Below are 16273 nucleotides of genomic sequence, written 5' to 3' on the forward strand. Positions count from 1 at the left end.
CCGTCAGACCAGCAATCCGCCCATCAGGTCGCTCTCGCCAATATCCTGCCAGGTCATGCCGGAATCGGTCATGCGCGCCATCAGCCCCGCGAAATTGGCGGGATTGCGCGTCTCGATGCCGATCAGCACCGAGCCGAAATTGCGCGCGGATTTCTTCAGATACTCGAACCGGGTGATGTCGTCGTCCGGGCCAAGCAGGTCAAGAAAATCCTTCAGCGCGCCGGGTCGCTGCGGCATGCGCACGACGAAATATTTCTTCAGCCCCTCGGCGCGCAGCGCCCGCTCCTTGACCTCGGCGAGCCGCTCGAAATCGAAATTGCCGCCCGACGCGATGCACAGGATCGTCTTGCCGGCCCGCTCGCGTTCCGGAATATCCTTGAGCGCATCGACGGTCAGCGCGCCGGCCGGTTCCAGCACGACGCCCTCGACATTCAGCATCTCGATGATGGTCGTACAAAGCCGGTCCTCGGGAACCAGCGTCACCTGGTTCGCACGGTAACGCTTGAGGACCTCGAAGGGTCGCGCGCCGACCTGCCCCACCGCCGCGCCATCGACGAAATTGTCGAAGCCCTGCAGCTTCACGCGCTCGCCCTTTTCCAGGCTCTTGCGCAGGCTCGGTGCGCCGGCCGGCTCGACCAGCGTGAATTCCGCCTTTTCGCCCATATCGTCGAAATAGCGCGTCAGCCCGCTCGACAGTCCGCCGCCGCCGACCGCGGCCATCACGCGGTCGAAGACAACGCCTTCCGGCGCCTGCTCCAGCGCCTCGAGAGCGACCGAGGCCTGTCCCTCGATGATGTCGTCATCGTCGAAAGGCGGCACCATCACCGCGCCCTCGGCCTGCGCATAGTCCAGCGCCGCGCGGTTGCAGTCGTCGAAATAGTCGCCGATGAGCCTGATCTCGATATTGTCGCCGCCGAAGGCCCGCGTCTTGGCGATCTTCTGCTGCGGCGTGGTGACCGGCATGAAGATCACGCCCTGCTTGCCGAAGTGGCGGCAGACGAAGGCCAGCCCCTGCGCGTGATTGCCGGCCGACGCGCAGACGAACGGCCCCTCCGCCCCTTCGGCGAGACGCTTGCGGATGAAGTTGAATGCGCCGCGGATCTTGTAGGACCGAACCGGCGACAGGTCCTCGCGCTTGAGGAACACCCGGCAGCCATATTTCTGCGACAGGAAGACATTTTCCTGCAGCGGCGTTTCGGGAAAGAGGTCGCGCATGGCCCGTGCGGCCTCGGCGACGGCGGCAGTAAACTCGCTCATGGGGGCTATTCCAACTTGCACGTCCTGCGATATTCAGGTGGCGCTCGATCGACAGCCGGTCTATAGGCCCGCTGCCGGTTTGGCCAGTGCGTCCGTGACGGGCAAGACGGCGGGAGACGCCATGAAAGGCAGAAATCTGCGCGCGGCAATGCATGTCAGCGCCGTATTCGCGACCTGGCTCGCCGCGCTGATGCTGATTCCGGCGCTGGTCGATCTCTATTACGGCAATCCCGACTGGATCGTCTTCGCGATCTCCTGCGCGGTGATCGCGGCGCTGGCGACCATCGTCGCGGCGGCGACGCGCGGCATCCGTCCGACCTATTCGACCCGCTTCGCCTTCCTGCTGGTCAACCTTCTGTGGCTGACCTTCGCGGTGGCCGGCGCGGTGCCCTTCGTGGAATCGTCGCTGCAACTCTCGCTGGCCGACGCCTTCTTCGAATCGATGTCGGGCATCACGACGACCGGCTCCACCGTCATTACCGGGCTCGACGGCCTGCCGCCCGGACTTTTGCTGTGGCGCTCGATGCTGCAATGGGTCGGCGGGCTCGGCGTGATCGGCCTGGGCCTGTTCATCCTGCCCTATCTGAAGATCGGCGGAAGCTCCGTCTTCAAGCTGGAAAGCTCCGACCGCTACGACCGGCCATTCTCGCGCATGACGACCTTCGCGGTCTCGATCATCGGCATCTACATGGCCTCGACGTTCATTTGCGCGACGCTTTACGCGATGACCGGCATGACCGGTTTCGACGCGATCAACCACGCCATGACCACAGTCTCCACCGGCGGCTACTCCACCCACGACGCCTCGTTCGGTTATTTCGAGAACCTGTCCACCCAATGGGTGGCGATCGTCTTCATGCTGATCGGCGCGACGCCGTTCACCGCGCTGGTGGTGCTGATGCTGCGCGGACGCATCGACATGTTCCGCGACAATCAGGTCATCGTCATGCTGTGCTACACGCTCGGCCTCGGCATCGTGCTCGCCATCTATCTCGACGTCACCCACACCGAGGAACTGGGCCTCGGCATCGAGCATGCGATCTTCAACATCGTCTCGCTGGTGACGACGACCGGCTATGCCAATGCCGACTACCTGCAATGGGGGCCTTTCGCCATCGCGCTGGTCTTCATGGCGACCTTTCTGGGCGGCTGTTCCGGCTCGACGGCGGGCGGCGTGAAGACCTATCGCTGGATCGCCCTCTACGGGATCATGCGCCGCGCCCTCGACCGCTTCATCTATCCGCACGCCGTCCAGAGCGTCCATTCCGGCAAGGACGTCGTCGGCGAGGACACGCTGGAAGTCGTGCTGCTCTATTTCACCGCCTTCATCCTGATGTGGAGCCTGTTGACCGTCGCGCTGACGCTGACCGGCACGGATTTCCTGACCGCGCTGTCGGGCATCCTGACCGCGCTCGCCAATGTCGGTCCGGGCCTCGGCGAGGTGATCGGCCCCGCGGGCAATTTCGCTCCGCTCTCCGAGCCGGCGAAATGGATCCTGTCCTTTGCAATGCTGCTCGGCCGCCTGGAAATCTTCACCGTTCTGGTGCTCGCCGCGCCGGCATTCTGGCGCGAGTAACTGCGCGCCATCGCCGCCGCATGGGACCGGGCTGTCCCCTTCAATGCATTTCAGCCTGCAACGGAACCGATATGCGCTGCCTCTCGCCTTTGGCTCGATCGTGCTTTGCGATGCAGCTGTTTCAACTTAGACCTGAATTGCGCTAATTCGCGCGCGTTTCCACCCCACGGAAAACGAGCTTGCGAAAGACGGACATCTTGAGCGGCGCCGACCTGACGCAATCCACTTTGTACGGCGGCAGGTGTTCGCCCTCGTCATGCAGCCGGATCGTGTTGTCGATCACCATCGCGATGCAGATGACGGGTCGCGAGCATCCGGCGCACTCCGCCAGAACCTCGACATGGCGCACGGGCGTCTCGATATAGGCCTGCGGCAATTCTTCTGCCGTGACGATCTTGGGCGGAAATTCCAGATACGCGTCCGGGCTCAACCCGAACGGTTTCATTTTCGCGGCGGACAGCGCTGCGATCTCAATCAGTTCCACTAAGCACCCCCATGATTACCTTGCGTAAATACAAGCTTACCCAACGTAAATGCGCAAGGCGACGGAGGGTTCCAGCAAAATCGGGAGCCGCCAGGTTTCGGTTCGATGCCGGTTTCGGGCGCTACGGCCCATTGCGATTGTTCACGTTATGTTCGATAAACAAGGCCATGGCAGGCCCCATTCGCACGATCAGACAAGCCGCCCGTCACGGGATGATCCTGGCCGTCACTTGCCGGGGCTGCGGCCATGTCGCGCGCTTCATGGCGAGCGACGTGGTGCAGTTCGTCAATCCCGTGCGGGAGATCGAGGCCCTGCCCTTTCGCTGCGGCGAATGTGGGGTGAAGGACTGTTCGGTAAAGGCCAGCGAATATGACCGGGACCGGCGACCGGACATCGTGGTGTGGCGGCCGATGCGGTTGCGGTAGCGAACGTTGTGCCGCAGACCTCCATCGCGATCCGGACCGAAACAACCCGGATATATCAGCGGCAATCTGCGACGTTGCCCTAAACGGTCGCGAAATGCCCGCTATTCCGTCTCGCGCCTCAGCTCACGCGCCAGCCAGTCCGGTATTTCGATGCCCATGTCGGCGAGACGGCCCGGCAAGGCCGGGAAATCGCTCAATCCGAAGTGTTGCAGGAGCCCGATGCGCGCGTGCATTCTGAAGCCGGCATCCGCCCAGGGCGCCGCATTCGACATGAAATCTTCGTACATGAGACGCGCAAGCACCGGAACGGCGCGATCAGGGTCCCATTGGATGACCGCGGTCGCCGCGGCCAACCGCAGTCCCGGCGAAGCGTCGAACAACAATCCTTCGAGGGCGGTCTTGCCCGCGGCCGATTGCGTCAACTCTCCAATCAGCGCGACGCCTGTTTCCGCGTACCGCTCGATTGCGGTCTCGTCGTCGTGACGCGTTGCGGTGTCCCAGCGCATTTGCGCATCGATCAGTCGATCTATGTTTTTTCGAGTATCTTTTTCAGTAGGCCGCTGGATCATATCCAAATTCCCTCAAACATATCTTTATTAGATCAACCCCAAAATTGTATTGAAATGAAAAAGATTCAGGCTCGACAACATATCTGAGCCTCGGACCAACCCTAAGAAATCTGCTTTGCATCCGCGTGGTAACGCATCGATGGACTTCGACCGGCAAAGCGATCAAGTTATCGGTGGAGTTTACGAATTCAATCGGGAAGAGACCATATTTCGCAGTCCTTTGCTCGACGGTATGACGCCACTCCATTCCGTCACCTGCGGGACCTAGAAACCGCTTTGCTTCCGCAAAATTCTCGTACCAAACTAAATCGAGATCAGGTCGACGATTACTTGGGAAACCAATTCTTCCTGTTTCAAAATCAAACTCCTCCTTGGACGGAAAGAGCTCCTCAGACATCCAATATTTCGGCAACCGCATGAGATAAGGCCGCGCTCTTTGGGAGGCGACTCGCAACGCGATTTTCCCGCCTTCCTTAAGTACAGGCAGGATAACTGGCCCTAAGCTCGCCACCTGCGTGGCACCGCCATCTGTCCATTGGCCGCCATCCGGATGGCCTCTAGGTACGCGCGGCTGTTTCTACCAGTAAGGATTGTATTTCAGCGCTAGCGCCAACCGAATTGCCGCAGCTTCAAGCCCTAGCCCAACTAGCTTCTGCCTTATGGATTTCAGAGGCTTGGTTTGATGATGGTCCTGCACTTTTGCCGCTCCGATGGCTCATCGGACTCAGCGTACGTGCGAATGGCGATCGGCGGATAAGTTCACTAAGTAGGATTGCCGAAATGGATTCGCCGAAAAGTAATTGTTTGAGCAAATCAGCTAGGTACTAAAGATCGGCACGAGATACCCTGGCAAAAATCTATCCAACCAAAACACAAAAACGCCCCGCCCCCTTTCGGGAGCGGAGCGCTCTGACCAAATCAACCAGCCCTGAAATCAGGCCGCCTTCTTCACCTGTTCGGCGCGGGCCGGCTTCAGCGTTTCGGCCCAGACCTTCAGCTCGGCGAGCATGCCGGTCGCGCCCTGCACCACTTCCGGCGCCGGGGCGAAGGTGCCGTCTTCGCCGATGAAGTTGAAGACGAACGGGATCGGCACTTCCTGCGGCAGCGGCATCAGCTGCACGGTGTTCATCAGGATCTTGGTGGACTGCATGGCGCGCGTGCCACCCGAAACGCCGCCGTAACCGACGAGGCCGGCCGGCTTCTTGTTCCATTCCTTGTGCAGCGTCTGGATCGCGTTGACGGTCGAGGCGGCCGGGAAATAGTCGTATTCCGGCGAGACGAAGACGAAGGCATCGGCCTTGGCGTTCACTTCGCTCCAGCGCTTGGTGTGCTCATGGGCGTAGTCCTGCATCATCGGATGCTTCGGCTCGTCGAACAGCGGCAGTTCGAAATCGGCGAGATCGACCAGCTCGACCTCGAAATCGGAATTTTCCTTGGCGAAATCAGCCATCCACTTGCCGATCTTGGGCCCGATGCGGCCGGGGCGGATGGAGGTGACGATCACGTTGAGCTTGAGTGACATTTTCTGTCTCCTGAATATTGCTTTACTGGCGTCGCATCCTGACGTGGCGCCATCGGTGAATCTCTGTTCGGCCACCGCCGGACGAAGCGCTCCCATTTCGGCAACGGGCACTTGCGGGCCCGGTTCCGTCGCGGTGCTGCATCCGTAGATGACGTAACGGTAGGAAAAAGATACCGGGTATTGATTTGATACCGCAGTGGCTTTTTGATACCGAGGCCTTATGTAAACCCCATACCGCGCCGCACAAGACGGCACCTTTTCGCAACCGGGTCACCATGAAGAAACCAAGTCACATAAATGAAATCGGCTCTGTCTGCCGGCCGGTGGGCGAGTTATTGGCCTCAATTGGCTCGAAATGGGTGGTTTTGGTACTTATCCGCCTGTCGGAACGCCCCAAGCGCTTCTCCGAACTGAAGCGCGAAATCGGCACGATAAGCCAGAAAGTGTTGACCAGTGTGTTGCGGGATCTTGAACGCAACGGAATCGTCAACCGCACCGTGACGCCCTCGATCCCGCCGCGCGTCGACTACCAGCTGACCGAACTCGGCGAATCGCTGCTCGAACCGATCCATGCGCTGGGCGTCTGGGCGGTGGAAAACGAGGACAAGGTGGCCGAGGCGCAGGCGCGTTACGAGATGAAGGCGGAGACTGTCTGAGAAGATATTCAAGGGCAAATGCTGCAACAGCCCGTAGGAAAAGGTGGGTCCCGGCTCGGCGCCGGGACCCGTTTTTTGTCGGGACCGTTAGAAGCCCATTTCCAGGCCGACCTTGCCGGAGACGCTGTAGTCGCTTCCGTCAAACATCGTTCCCTCGACTTCGCCGAACATCCGGCCGCCGCCGGCAAGCTCGCGGCTCATCTTGACGCCCCCGAAGCCACCGACGCGCGTTTCGCCCGCATTGGCAAGCGTCGTTGATCCGCTCTGGTTGAACATCGAGAAGGACAGGTCTGTGTCGTCGCCGCTCGCAGACTGCGCGACGACGCCGCCCGATGCGCCGATCTTCATGATCGCTCCGTCATCCGCGGCGAAAGTCCTCTCGCCGCTCAGCGCCAGGCGCCCTTCGACGATATGCGTGGACCGTGCACCGGTCGACCAGACCGCGCCCTGCCCGGCTTCCTCGATGGCGCTCGAGAACAGCCCGATATAGCGCACCGACGGACGCGCCGTGACGATCGTATCGTCCATCTCCGCCAGATCGACGGTGATCGCCGCCTCCGGGCTGACAAAGCCGGTCGTGTAGTCGGCTGTCAGCCGCGTCGCGCCGTTTTCCGCCAGGTTGGTCGCGAAGTCGCGTGTGCTGTTGTTGAAACCGACACCGCCGAGCATCGACAGTTCGAGCCGCCCGATTTCGCCGAGCTGGTTCGCACCGTACAATCCACCGAATACGGTGGTGGCATTGACACGCATCGAGGACCCGAAATCGAGCGCGCCATGGGTCGCGCCGAAGGTGACGCCCCCCTGGAACCCGCCGACTTCAAAGCCGTCGACACCGCCGATAACGCCGCCATAGGCATGGTTGTGAGCGGCCGTCCCGCTGGAGCGGTCGGCATGCGAGTATCCGCCCAGCGCTGCCAGCCACATGGGCGGCATGCTGGCCTCGGCGTCGCCCTGCGCGCGATTGCCGAAGCGTTCTTCCATGCGGCTCGACAGGGTCGAGCCGATATCGCCGATCACGTTGACCATGGCCTGGTCCGCGACAATAGTTTCCCCCGCGTCCATGAAGATCACGGAATAGCCGGACACGACATAAGGCGTCGATGCTGAGATGATCGTCTCGGGAAGCGCGTTCTCGAACACGTAGATCGCGGGACCGCTGGCCTGATAGCTGAACGTGTCGTTGTCCGTCTCGCTCTCGATCACCGTCCATGCGCCGAGGTCGGAGTCATAGACAGCCGTCTCGCCGAGATCGATCGTGCCGGAGATGCGCGAGCCCTGATAGACGATCAGCGTGTCATCGCCAGCGCCGAGTTCGATCGCCGAACCGCTGGTGCCGACAATCGTGCCCCAGTTGTGGATCGTCTTCGGGCTGACGTCGTCGCGGCGATCCTCGGGGTCGAGAAAGATGCCATAGCCACCCTGGATGAGCGCGCCCTGGCGGTTGTAGATCGTGGTGGATTCCTCGGCATTCTTGTGCTCGTCGAAGTCGATGCCGCCCTGGTCGATACCGGCCGCGCGGATGATGCCGTAGTTGTCGACAATGCCGTAGTCGATATCGATGCCGTCGCCAGCGATGTCCGGATCCTCCTCCGTGTTCACGCCGGTCGATTCCAGCGTGCCGTAGTTGAGGACATACATGTTGTCGTCGGCCTGCACGGCGTCATCGATCGCGATGACGGTGCCGTAGTTTTCCAGCACGAAGTCGGACTTGCCCTCGATGCCTTCGTCGCCGGAATTGATGGTTCCGTAGTTGTAGGCCGTCGTTCCGGTGCTATCGAGTTTCAACCCATCGCCGACCGCAGTGCGAATGTCGCCGTAGTTGTAGACCGTGCTGTTCTTCTTCGCCTTGATGCCGTGGTTGTCGGCTTCGATCGTGCCGTAATTGGTGACCATCATGTCGTCGCCGGTATCGACCGCGGTGCTGCTCGAGAAGATCATGCCGGTCTCGAGGATCTCGACCGTGTTTTCGTCGTCCAGATCGATCGCAGCGTCGCCGGTTCTGATCGTCCCGGAGACACGCACGGTGTTCCGGTCGTCACCCTCGACGCCTTTCGCGTCCGACCCGTTGAGCGTCATTTCTTCGCCGGTGACCGGGTTGATGGCGACATTGTCCGGGTCGTACCCATCGTCGATGACGCCATTCACCGTGATCACGGAGTCGTCCTCGACCTCGATTCCGGCATAGCCGTGCGTCGAGTAGACGAGAGAACCTTCGTGGACCGTGATGTCGGCGAAGCTGTTGGCTTGGATGGTCGAGGCCGTCAGGCCGTAATTGTGATATTCGAGATAGTCATGCGCGCTGACGGCAACGTCGCCGCCGTAGATCGATCCGTAGTTGGAGATTTTCGCGCGGTCGTTGGCCTCGATGGTCGGTTCGTTGTTCGACCGGAGTCTGCCGGCGAGAACCAGTTCGAGATCGTCCCCGACGAAAACAGCCGAATCGTCCGCTTCGATGTCCGTATCGGAAGTCATCGCGATCGTGGCGCGGTCGCCCGCCTCGATGCCCTTGCCAGACGCGGTGAAACGGGCGGTCGCGTTGAACTTGAGATCGTCTTTCGCCAAAACACCGCCAACGACTTCGTCGCTTATGATGAAACCGCCATTTATCGTGGCTCTATCGCCCAGCTTGAAAATGACGTCGCCGAAAGACCCGCTCGGGCCGCTCGCTTCGATGGTCGTGTCATCGCCGGCGACGACAAGGCTGCCGTTCAGGGCCTGGTAACTGCGACCGAGCCGGATGGTGTTGCCGTTGCCGGCATGGACGATGTCGCCATCATTCACCACCAGCGTATTGTACGCCTGTATCTCGATATCGTTGTTGTCGCCCGCATCGAGGAAGAGCGAGTCGATCGCGGTGCCTTGATACGTGGCGAGGAACGCGGTGTTGCCGTCGCCGATGATCACGCCCGTATCGGCGTCGATGGCGACATTTGAAAACGTGATGTCGTTGCTGTCGCCAAAGCGCGCGCCTGCGTCGCCGCCGGCGAGATCGACATAGGACCCGAAGGCGAAGGTGTTGCCGTTGCCGGCATCGATCCCGTAGTCCGAGCCGGAGATCGACGAATAGTTATCGATGTCGACCTGGTTGTTGTTTCCGAGAACGAAGCCCGTTGCCGTGTCCGAATTGATCTTGACGTAAAAGTTGCTGCTATTGGAGTCGGTATTGGCGTCGACGGTGTTACCGTCGCCAATGTTGAGACCGTTCGCCGAAGCGCCGGTTCCGTCCGCGTCGAGCTCCGTGTAGCGGTCGATCAGCAGCGTGTTGCCATTATCGACAACCATGCCGTTGATCGACAGCCGGTCGCCGGATGTGCCGCCTGCCGTGGTGATCGTCTGGTTGGTGAAGCCGGTGGCGTCCAGCCCGTCAGCGTCGTCGCTCGTGCAAGCGATCGTGGCGTTATCCGCCGGCGTGCCGACGCAATCGGCCATCGCCTCCGACGCTGACATGACAGTCAGCAGCGCGAGACTCGAAACGGAAAGTGAAAGTCCGTTCTTTTTCAGTCTTATTGACATGTATTTGCCCTTCTCAAAAGAAAACAGATCTGTTTGCGCAAAACGAACCCGTTTCGCGCATTCGACGGCAAGAAATTCATATGAATTCATGCCGATGCCGTATTTTTACTTTCAGACAAGCCGCTCCCGTCCGCCCGAACGGTGCGTCAGGGCGCTGGATGGGACGGGAAAAACCCGCACCGCTAATGCTTGTCAGTGACTCTCATGGTTCTCAGCGACTGCCCCTTTCACTGATGATGCCTCACTCGGATAGTTGAGGAGGTTCCCTTAGGTAATTGATATAAAGCGATATTTCGCACTCAAGTACCCGGCAGTTTCGTAGGAGGCGGCGCGGCGTCTATCAACGGATTTTTGCGTCGCTGGACAAAGCCAAATCAATCTGTTGCAGTTAAGAAACAGCAAAGTAAGTCTTCACAAAACGGAAATATAAATGTCACGGAATTGTCACTTCGGATTGGTTAGCTAGAAGACCGCGTATCCGCAGGACCGATTGCCGAACCAGCACGTCTCCGCCGCAAATGTCCCGCGCAAAGTCAGAGCCGCCCCGGGTACTCTGCGCCACGGGCTGGAACGACCGCCAGGACATCCGACTTCAGCGACTTGAGACTTCCCACCGCGACCCGCGAGCTGTTTCCCTCGGCAAGTCAGGCCCCATAAGTGCCTTGGAGCTGCGGCGGACCAACAGCCACCACCTCACACGAAAACGTCCACCTTCTCGAACGTCCGCACCGCGATTGTCGCGCACCGGCTTCCGATCTATCATTCCGCAAGGGAAGATAGTCGGAGGCGGCTCATGGACGATTTCGGCGCATTCAGCGCACTCGAGCAGCAGGGCTGGTCTGACGACGCCACCGCCTCGGCCTATGCGAGCGCCTTCGCCGACGCGGCGCTTCAATGCGTGCCCGCCATGGTGGCCGCGGTCCGCGCCAGCCCCGGCGACCAAGCGCTAGATCTGTGCTGCGGACACGGCATCGTGGCGCGCGGCCTCGCCGATGCGGGCGCCGCCGTCACCGGCATAGACTTCTCCCCCGCCATGCTGGCGCTGGCGCGCAAATCCGTGCCCGAAGGCACGTTCCGGAAGGCCGACGCCACTGCCCTGCCCTTCGACGACGACTCCTTCGACGTGATCACCATCGGCTTCGGCGTGCCGCACCTGCCGCATCCGCCGCATTGTTTCGCCGAGGCGCGCCGCGTGCTGCGCCCCGGCGGCCGCATCGCGTTTTCTGTGTGGCAGGCACCGCCCGCATCGCAGGCCTTCGGCTTCGTCTTCGCCGCCGTCGCGGCGCATGGCGACCCGTCTGTGTCCCTGCCACCCGCACCCGGCGCTCATGACTATGCCGATCCCGACGTCGCCGGCCCGGCGCTCCGCGAGGCGGGGTTTGGCGATGTGAAGCTGGAAACGGTCGACAGCCACTGGATGGTGGACGACCCCTGCGCGCCCTACGACTATTTCATCGAGGGAACGGTTCGCGGCTCGGCCCTGTTGCGGCCGCAGCCGGAGACGAACAAGACGGCGATCCGGGAGTTCGTCGGCAAACAGGTCATCGAGGCCTGTGGAGAGACGTCGCCCTGGCGCGTCGCCATCCCGGCCGCGATCGTTTCAGCCCGCGTGGCGAACTGACGGACGGAGGAGACTGTGAGCAACGACAGCGCGAAGGTGGAGGCCTTTTACGCGAAGGACGGCGCGTGGCGCGAGGAATTGCTGGCGCTAAGGGCGATCCTGCGCGAGATGCCGCTGAGCGAGGAATTCAAGTGGTACTCGCCGGTCTACACCGCCCATGGCGGCAATGTCGCCATCGTCTGGGGATTCAAGGACTATTGCGGCCTCGGCTTCTTCAAGGGCGCGCTCACGAAGGACCCCGAAGGCATCCTCGTCCAGCAGGGCGAGAATTCGCGCTCAGCCCGCGTTATGAAGTTTCATGGCGTCGATGAAATCGCCGAACAGGAAGCTGTCATCCGCGCCTATGTCGCCGAGGCGATCGCCAACGAGAAGGCAGGGCTGAAGGTCGATCTGCCGAAGGACGATCTCGACTATCCCGAAGAACTGGTCGACCGGCTCGACGGCGACCCGGAGTTCCGCGCGGCTTTCGAAGCGCTGACGCCCGGCCGCCAGCGCGGCTGGGTGCTGCATTTCTCGCAGCCGAAGCAATCGAAGACCCGCGTCTCGCGCATCGACAAGGCCGCGGCGAAGATCCTCGCCGGCAAGGGCATGCACGACCGCTGACGGCCTCTGCGGATCATTCCTCCAGAAGGTGCTCGTAGCGCTTGTCGGTCAGCGTCTTGAGGAAGGCCACCAGCGCATCGATACGCTGGTCGTCGAGCGCCGGGCCGTGCGTCAGTTCCTTCTCCGACAGGTTTTCCGGTACCTCCGGCGCGGCGAAGGGTTCGCCCGTTTCCGGGTTGATCAGCCGCTCCGGGTTCTTGGTGTTGTACTTGTTGTAGAACACGACGACCGAGCGCAGATCCTCGAACACGCCATTGTGCATGTAGGGCCCGGTGACGGCGACATTGCGCAATGTCGGCGTGCGGAACCGGCCGCGCATGGCCGGGTCGTCGACCCCCGGATTGGCGAGCAGGCCTTCATCGATCGTGCCCGGCTCCGAACCGTTCATCGCACGCAAGGCGGTGTTCTCGGGCGTGCCGATATTGTGGAACTTGTAGTCGGAAAAGGTCTCGCGCGGATCGATGGCGCTTTTCGCCAGCTGGTGGCACTGGTTGCAGTTGGTGAATTGCTGCGAGAAGAACAGCAACCGGCCCAGCTCTTCCTTGTCGGTCAGCTTTTCCTCGCCGCGCAGGAAGCGGTCATATCTTGAATCGAAGGGCGCGAAGGTATCGGTCCGTTCGAAGGCCGCGATGGCGCGGGTCATCGCGTTATAGGCCTTGTCGGTATCCGCCAGCGTGCCCTCGCCGAACAGCGCGGAAAATGCGGCGTCATAATCGGGGTTCTCGCGCAGCCTTTCGACCACCGAGGCCTCGTCGGGCATGCCCATCTCCATCGGATTGAGCGGCGGCCCGCCGGCCTGTTCCTCCAGCGTCGCGGCGCGCCCGTCGAGGAACTGCCCACCGATCCATTCGCCATCGGCGTTCTTGTGAAATTCCGGCGAGAAGGACGCATAGGCGGCCGTCGGCGCGTTGCGGTCGCCGAGCGACACGCCGTCATCGCCGGGCGATGCCATACCGCGCGGATCGGCGAAGCCGAAATTCGGATCGTGGCACGACGCGCAGGCCTGGGTGCGGTTGGCCGAGAGATTGGTGTCGAAGAACAGCGCCTCGCCTAACGCCTCCAGCGTGACCGGAGGCGTCGCCCGCGACTGGCCCGATACCGCGACGGCGAAAACCGTCGCCATCGCCGCTGTAATACCGATCGCTGCTGCCGCACGCCGCATGGCCGCGCCTCCTATCTTGACTATTTTTGTCATATTAAGAGTGCGCGCTCGGAGACGCAATTGATCTCGATCAAGTTTCGAGGCATCGGCGGTAAAAATGAACCGAGGGTCGGAGAAGTCACGGCTACTCAAGAAACGCGAACGTCACAGGCGAAACAACAGCTTCGTCAAACGACCGAATACGCCGCTACACGAACACGTCCACCTGTTCGAAGTTACGGGCATCCCGGACCAACCCCGGGCTAATTCTCGCGGCGCAATCCGCGGGATGTCTTTTCCGGAAGCGTGATCCCCATCGCGGCAAGGCGATCGGGCAATTCCGTGGGATCGAATAAGTCCAGTCCGAAATACTTCTGAAGCGCGTATCTGGCCTCTCTGACAATGAGAACAGCCTCGACTGAAACACTCTGTGGATCTGACTGCTCGTAAAGGAGACGAGCGAGCACCGGAATCGCTCGATCCGGATCCCATTCCATCACACGGCGCGCAGCTCTGCCCCGCGTGGACGGATCGGTATCATTCATCAGCCTTTCGAGGGCCATTCTTCCGTCCAAGCCGGTCTTCGCCAGAACATCCAGCGCTTCGGTCACTTTCTCAACATGCCGATTGGCAGCAGGAATATCGCCTCGGCGCTGCGCCGCGACTTGAAGAGCCTGATACTTCAGAAAACGCCTGGTCCAACCTTCGGCGTCACCAACGGAAGGTTTCGGGGTCATAGCCGCATTCTTCAGGCGATTGTCGATAATGTCCAAGCCTAGAATTTACTGAGCCCGACACGGCCCCTGCTCGACTGCAAAACGCATGGCGCGAATCTCCGCACCAATCGCCCTCCGCGTTTCGCCCGGACAAGCGTAAGCGCGCATGAAACGCGACGGCTTTAGTACGCAAACAAGTTCGAGCAACAATCCAATCCGTCGCTACACGAACACGTCCACCTGCTCGAAGGTCCGCACATCCACCAGCCCGACATCGGAAATGCGCAGTTCCGGTATCACCACCAGCGCCAGCAGCGAGTGCTGCATATAGGCGTTGTTGAGGGTGCAGCCCATTTCGCGCATCGCGGCGCCGAGGATGTCGGTCTTGGCGGCGACGATCTCGGCGCGCTCGTTGGACATCAGGCCCGCGATCGGCATTTCGACAAGCGCCAGTTCCTCGCCCTTCGAGATCATCACCACTCCGCCGCCGACTTCGCCGAGGCGATTGGCGGCGATCGCCATGTCCTCGCGATTGGTGCCGACGACGATCATGTGATGCGAGTCATGCGCCACGGTCGAGGCCATGGCGCAATCCTGCGTGTAGCCAAAACCCGAAACGAAGGCATTGGCGACCGTGCCGGTGGCGCGATGACGCTCGACAAGCGCGATCTGGCAGACATCGTTCGGGCGGTCCATCTGGACGATACCGTCCTCGACGGAAAGCCTTGCCTCCAGCGCCCGTGTCGGCGCCTGGTTCTCGATCACGCCGATCACGCGCACATCAACCTCGCCGGACGGCTTCGGCGCACGGATCAGGAAGTCATCCGCCGCGAGCGTCTTGCCGAGCTTCACCGTGCCCTTTGCCTCCGCCGGATAATCATAGGGCGGAATCTCGACGGTCAGCTTGCCGTCCTTGGCGAGCTGCGCGCCACGCCCGTAGACCTCGTCTATCGACAGCTCGGCGAGGTTGGAGACGATCAGGAAATCAGCGCGCCGGCCAGGCGCGATCGATCCAAGTTCGCGCTCAAGCTTGAAATGCTGGGCAGTATTAACGGTCGCCATCTGGATGGCAGTGACCGGCGCGAGCCCTTGCGCGATGGCATGGCGCACGACGCGGTCCATATGCCCGTCCCGCACCAGCGTGCCGGAATGGCTGTCGTCGGTGCACAGGATGAAATTGCGCGGGTCGATCCCCTGTTCGGTGACCGCCTTGATCTGCTCGGCGACGTCGTACCAAGCGGAGCCGAGGCGCAGCATCGCCTTCATGCCCTGCCGCACCCGTGCGATGGCATCTTCAGCGCGCGTGCCTTCATGGTCGTCTTCCGGCCCGCCCGCGACATAGCCGTGGAATGGCAGGCCGAGGTCGGGCGACGCATAGTGCCCGCCGACGGTCTTGCCCGCCTTCACCGTCGCCTCGATGGCCCCGACCATGGTCTGCTCGTTCGCGGCGACGCCCGGGAAGTTCATCACCTCGCCAAGGCCGATGATATTCGGCCACGCCATCGCCTCGCCGATCTCGTGCGGTCCCAGCGACGCGCCGGCATGCTCCAGACCCGGCGCGGAGGGCACGCAGGACGGCATCTGGACGAAGACATTGACCGGCATCGCTTCGGCCTCGTCATGCATCATCCTGACACCCGGCAGGCCCAGGACATTCGCGATCTCGTGCGGATCGACGAACATGGAGGTCGTACCGTGCGGCACGACGGCGCGCGTGAACTCCGTCACCGTCACCATGCCGCTTTCGATATGCATATGCGCGTCGCAAAGACCCGGAACGAGATAGCGGCCGCGCGCGTCGACCACCTTGGTGCCCTCGCCGATGCAGTGCGAGGCATCGGGCCCGCAATAGGCGAATCGTCCGTCGACAATGGCAAGATCGGTGGCCGGGATCACCTCGCCGGAATGGACATTAACCCATTTGCCGTTGCGCACGACAAGGTCGGCCATCTTGCGCCCCATCGCGACATTGACGAGGTCGCGGGCGCATTCGGTCCACGGCTTGGGCGGGGCGAAGATCGGTTTGGTCGAGGGCATGGCTGTCTCCGGGCGAGCATGACGACATTGCCCATGAAATGGCCCAATTGCCAGCCCCGCGCAACGAATAGAAACGCCGGCACGATTCAGGGAATTTTCACCGCCGTGAGATAGCTCTTCATCGATGAAGGAATCTGAGTTCGGTCAAGCCGA

The 16273-nt window shown here is 61.5% G+C and carries 14 protein-coding genes; 5 read left to right on the forward strand and 9 right to left on the reverse strand.

Annotation, left to right across the window (positions count from 1 at the left end; translation table 11 throughout):
- Window positions 1-3: 3 nt before the first annotated feature.
- Window positions 4-1257: a threonine ammonia-lyase IlvA gene (gene ilvA / locus LC343_RS15510; RefSeq protein WP_223478055.1), complete on the reverse strand. Its 1254-nt coding sequence runs from the start codon at window positions 1255-1257 to the stop codon at window positions 4-6.
- Between the two features lie 121 nt (window positions 1258-1378).
- On the opposite strand from ilvA, the gene LC343_RS15515 reads away from it, so the two are divergent.
- A complete protein-coding gene (locus LC343_RS15515) occupies window positions 1379-2833 on the forward strand; it encodes a TrkH family potassium uptake protein (protein WP_223478056.1) in 1455 nt (484 codons plus the stop codon).
- Between the two features lie 142 nt (window positions 2834-2975).
- On the opposite strand, the gene LC343_RS15520 is transcribed toward LC343_RS15515, so the two are convergent.
- Window positions 2976-3317: a hypothetical protein gene (locus tag LC343_RS15520; RefSeq protein WP_223478057.1), complete on the reverse strand. Its 342-nt coding sequence runs from the start codon at window positions 3315-3317 to the stop codon at window positions 2976-2978.
- Window positions 3318-3484: 167 nt separating this feature from the next.
- On the opposite strand from LC343_RS15520, the gene LC343_RS15525 reads away from it, so the two are divergent.
- Window positions 3485-3742 (forward strand): hypothetical protein, encoded by a 258-nt coding sequence (locus tag LC343_RS15525; protein ID WP_223478058.1) that lies wholly within the window; start codon window positions 3485-3487, stop codon window positions 3740-3742.
- A gap of 101 nt (window positions 3743-3843) precedes the next feature.
- On the opposite strand, the gene LC343_RS15530 is transcribed toward LC343_RS15525, so the two are convergent.
- The 3 genes from LC343_RS15530 to LC343_RS15540 form a co-directional block, all read right to left on the reverse strand.
- Window positions 3844-4248 carry a hypothetical protein gene (locus LC343_RS15530; RefSeq protein WP_223478059.1) on the reverse strand — a complete coding sequence of 135 codons (405 nt, stop codon included), beginning with the start codon at window positions 4246-4248 and terminating at the stop codon, window positions 3844-3846.
- Between the two features lie 43 nt (window positions 4249-4291).
- Entirely contained in the window at window positions 4292-4708 is a 417-nt protein-coding gene (locus LC343_RS15535) for a hypothetical protein (protein WP_223478060.1), read from the reverse strand.
- A gap of 537 nt (window positions 4709-5245) precedes the next feature.
- Window positions 5246-5833 carry an NADPH-dependent FMN reductase gene (locus tag LC343_RS15540; RefSeq protein WP_223478061.1) on the reverse strand — a complete coding sequence of 196 codons (588 nt, stop codon included), beginning with the start codon at window positions 5831-5833 and terminating at the stop codon, window positions 5246-5248.
- A gap of 275 nt (window positions 5834-6108) precedes the next feature.
- Here LC343_RS15540 and LC343_RS15545 point away from each other — a divergent pair, with 275 nt between their 5' ends.
- The gene (locus tag LC343_RS15545; RefSeq protein WP_223478062.1) at window positions 6109-6489 is read left to right on the forward strand and encodes a winged helix-turn-helix transcriptional regulator; all 381 of its coding nucleotides are present in this window, start codon (window positions 6109-6111) and stop codon (window positions 6487-6489) included.
- Window positions 6490-6576: 87 nt separating this feature from the next.
- On the opposite strand, the gene LC343_RS15550 is transcribed toward LC343_RS15545, so the two are convergent.
- The gene (locus tag LC343_RS15550) at window positions 6577-10002 is read right to left on the reverse strand and encodes an autotransporter outer membrane beta-barrel domain-containing protein (protein WP_223478063.1); all 3426 of its coding nucleotides are present in this window, start codon (window positions 10000-10002) and stop codon (window positions 6577-6579) included.
- A 793-nt stretch (window positions 10003-10795) separates the two neighbouring features.
- On the opposite strand from LC343_RS15550, the gene LC343_RS15555 reads away from it, so the two are divergent.
- Together LC343_RS15555 and LC343_RS15560 are read left to right on the forward strand one after the other, a co-directional pair.
- The gene (locus LC343_RS15555; RefSeq protein WP_223478064.1) at window positions 10796-11623 is read left to right on the forward strand and encodes a class I SAM-dependent methyltransferase; all 828 of its coding nucleotides are present in this window, start codon (window positions 10796-10798) and stop codon (window positions 11621-11623) included.
- Window positions 11624-11638: 15 nt separating this feature from the next.
- Entirely contained in the window at window positions 11639-12226 is a 588-nt protein-coding gene (locus tag LC343_RS15560) for a YdeI/OmpD-associated family protein (protein WP_223478065.1), read from the forward strand.
- Window positions 12227-12239: 13 nt separating this feature from the next.
- On the opposite strand, the gene LC343_RS15565 is transcribed toward LC343_RS15560, so the two are convergent.
- The 3 genes from LC343_RS15565 to ade form a co-directional block, all read right to left on the reverse strand.
- The gene (locus tag LC343_RS15565; protein WP_223478114.1) at window positions 12240-13349 is read right to left on the reverse strand and encodes a cytochrome-c peroxidase; all 1110 of its coding nucleotides are present in this window, start codon (window positions 13347-13349) and stop codon (window positions 12240-12242) included.
- 281 nt (window positions 13350-13630) lie between these two features.
- On the reverse strand, window positions 13631-14140 hold the full coding sequence (locus LC343_RS15570) for a hypothetical protein (RefSeq protein WP_223478066.1): 510 nt from the start codon (window positions 14138-14140) through the stop codon (window positions 13631-13633).
- A gap of 165 nt (window positions 14141-14305) precedes the next feature.
- The gene (gene ade, locus LC343_RS15575; protein ID WP_223478067.1) at window positions 14306-16120 is read right to left on the reverse strand and encodes an adenine deaminase; all 1815 of its coding nucleotides are present in this window, start codon (window positions 16118-16120) and stop codon (window positions 14306-14308) included.
- Between the last annotated feature and the right edge of the window lie 153 nt (window positions 16121-16273).

The sequence above is a fragment of the Oricola indica genome (genome assembly GCF_019966595.1).
In the GTDB taxonomy this organism is placed as follows: Bacteria; Pseudomonadota; Alphaproteobacteria; order Rhizobiales; family Rhizobiaceae; genus Oricola; species Oricola indica.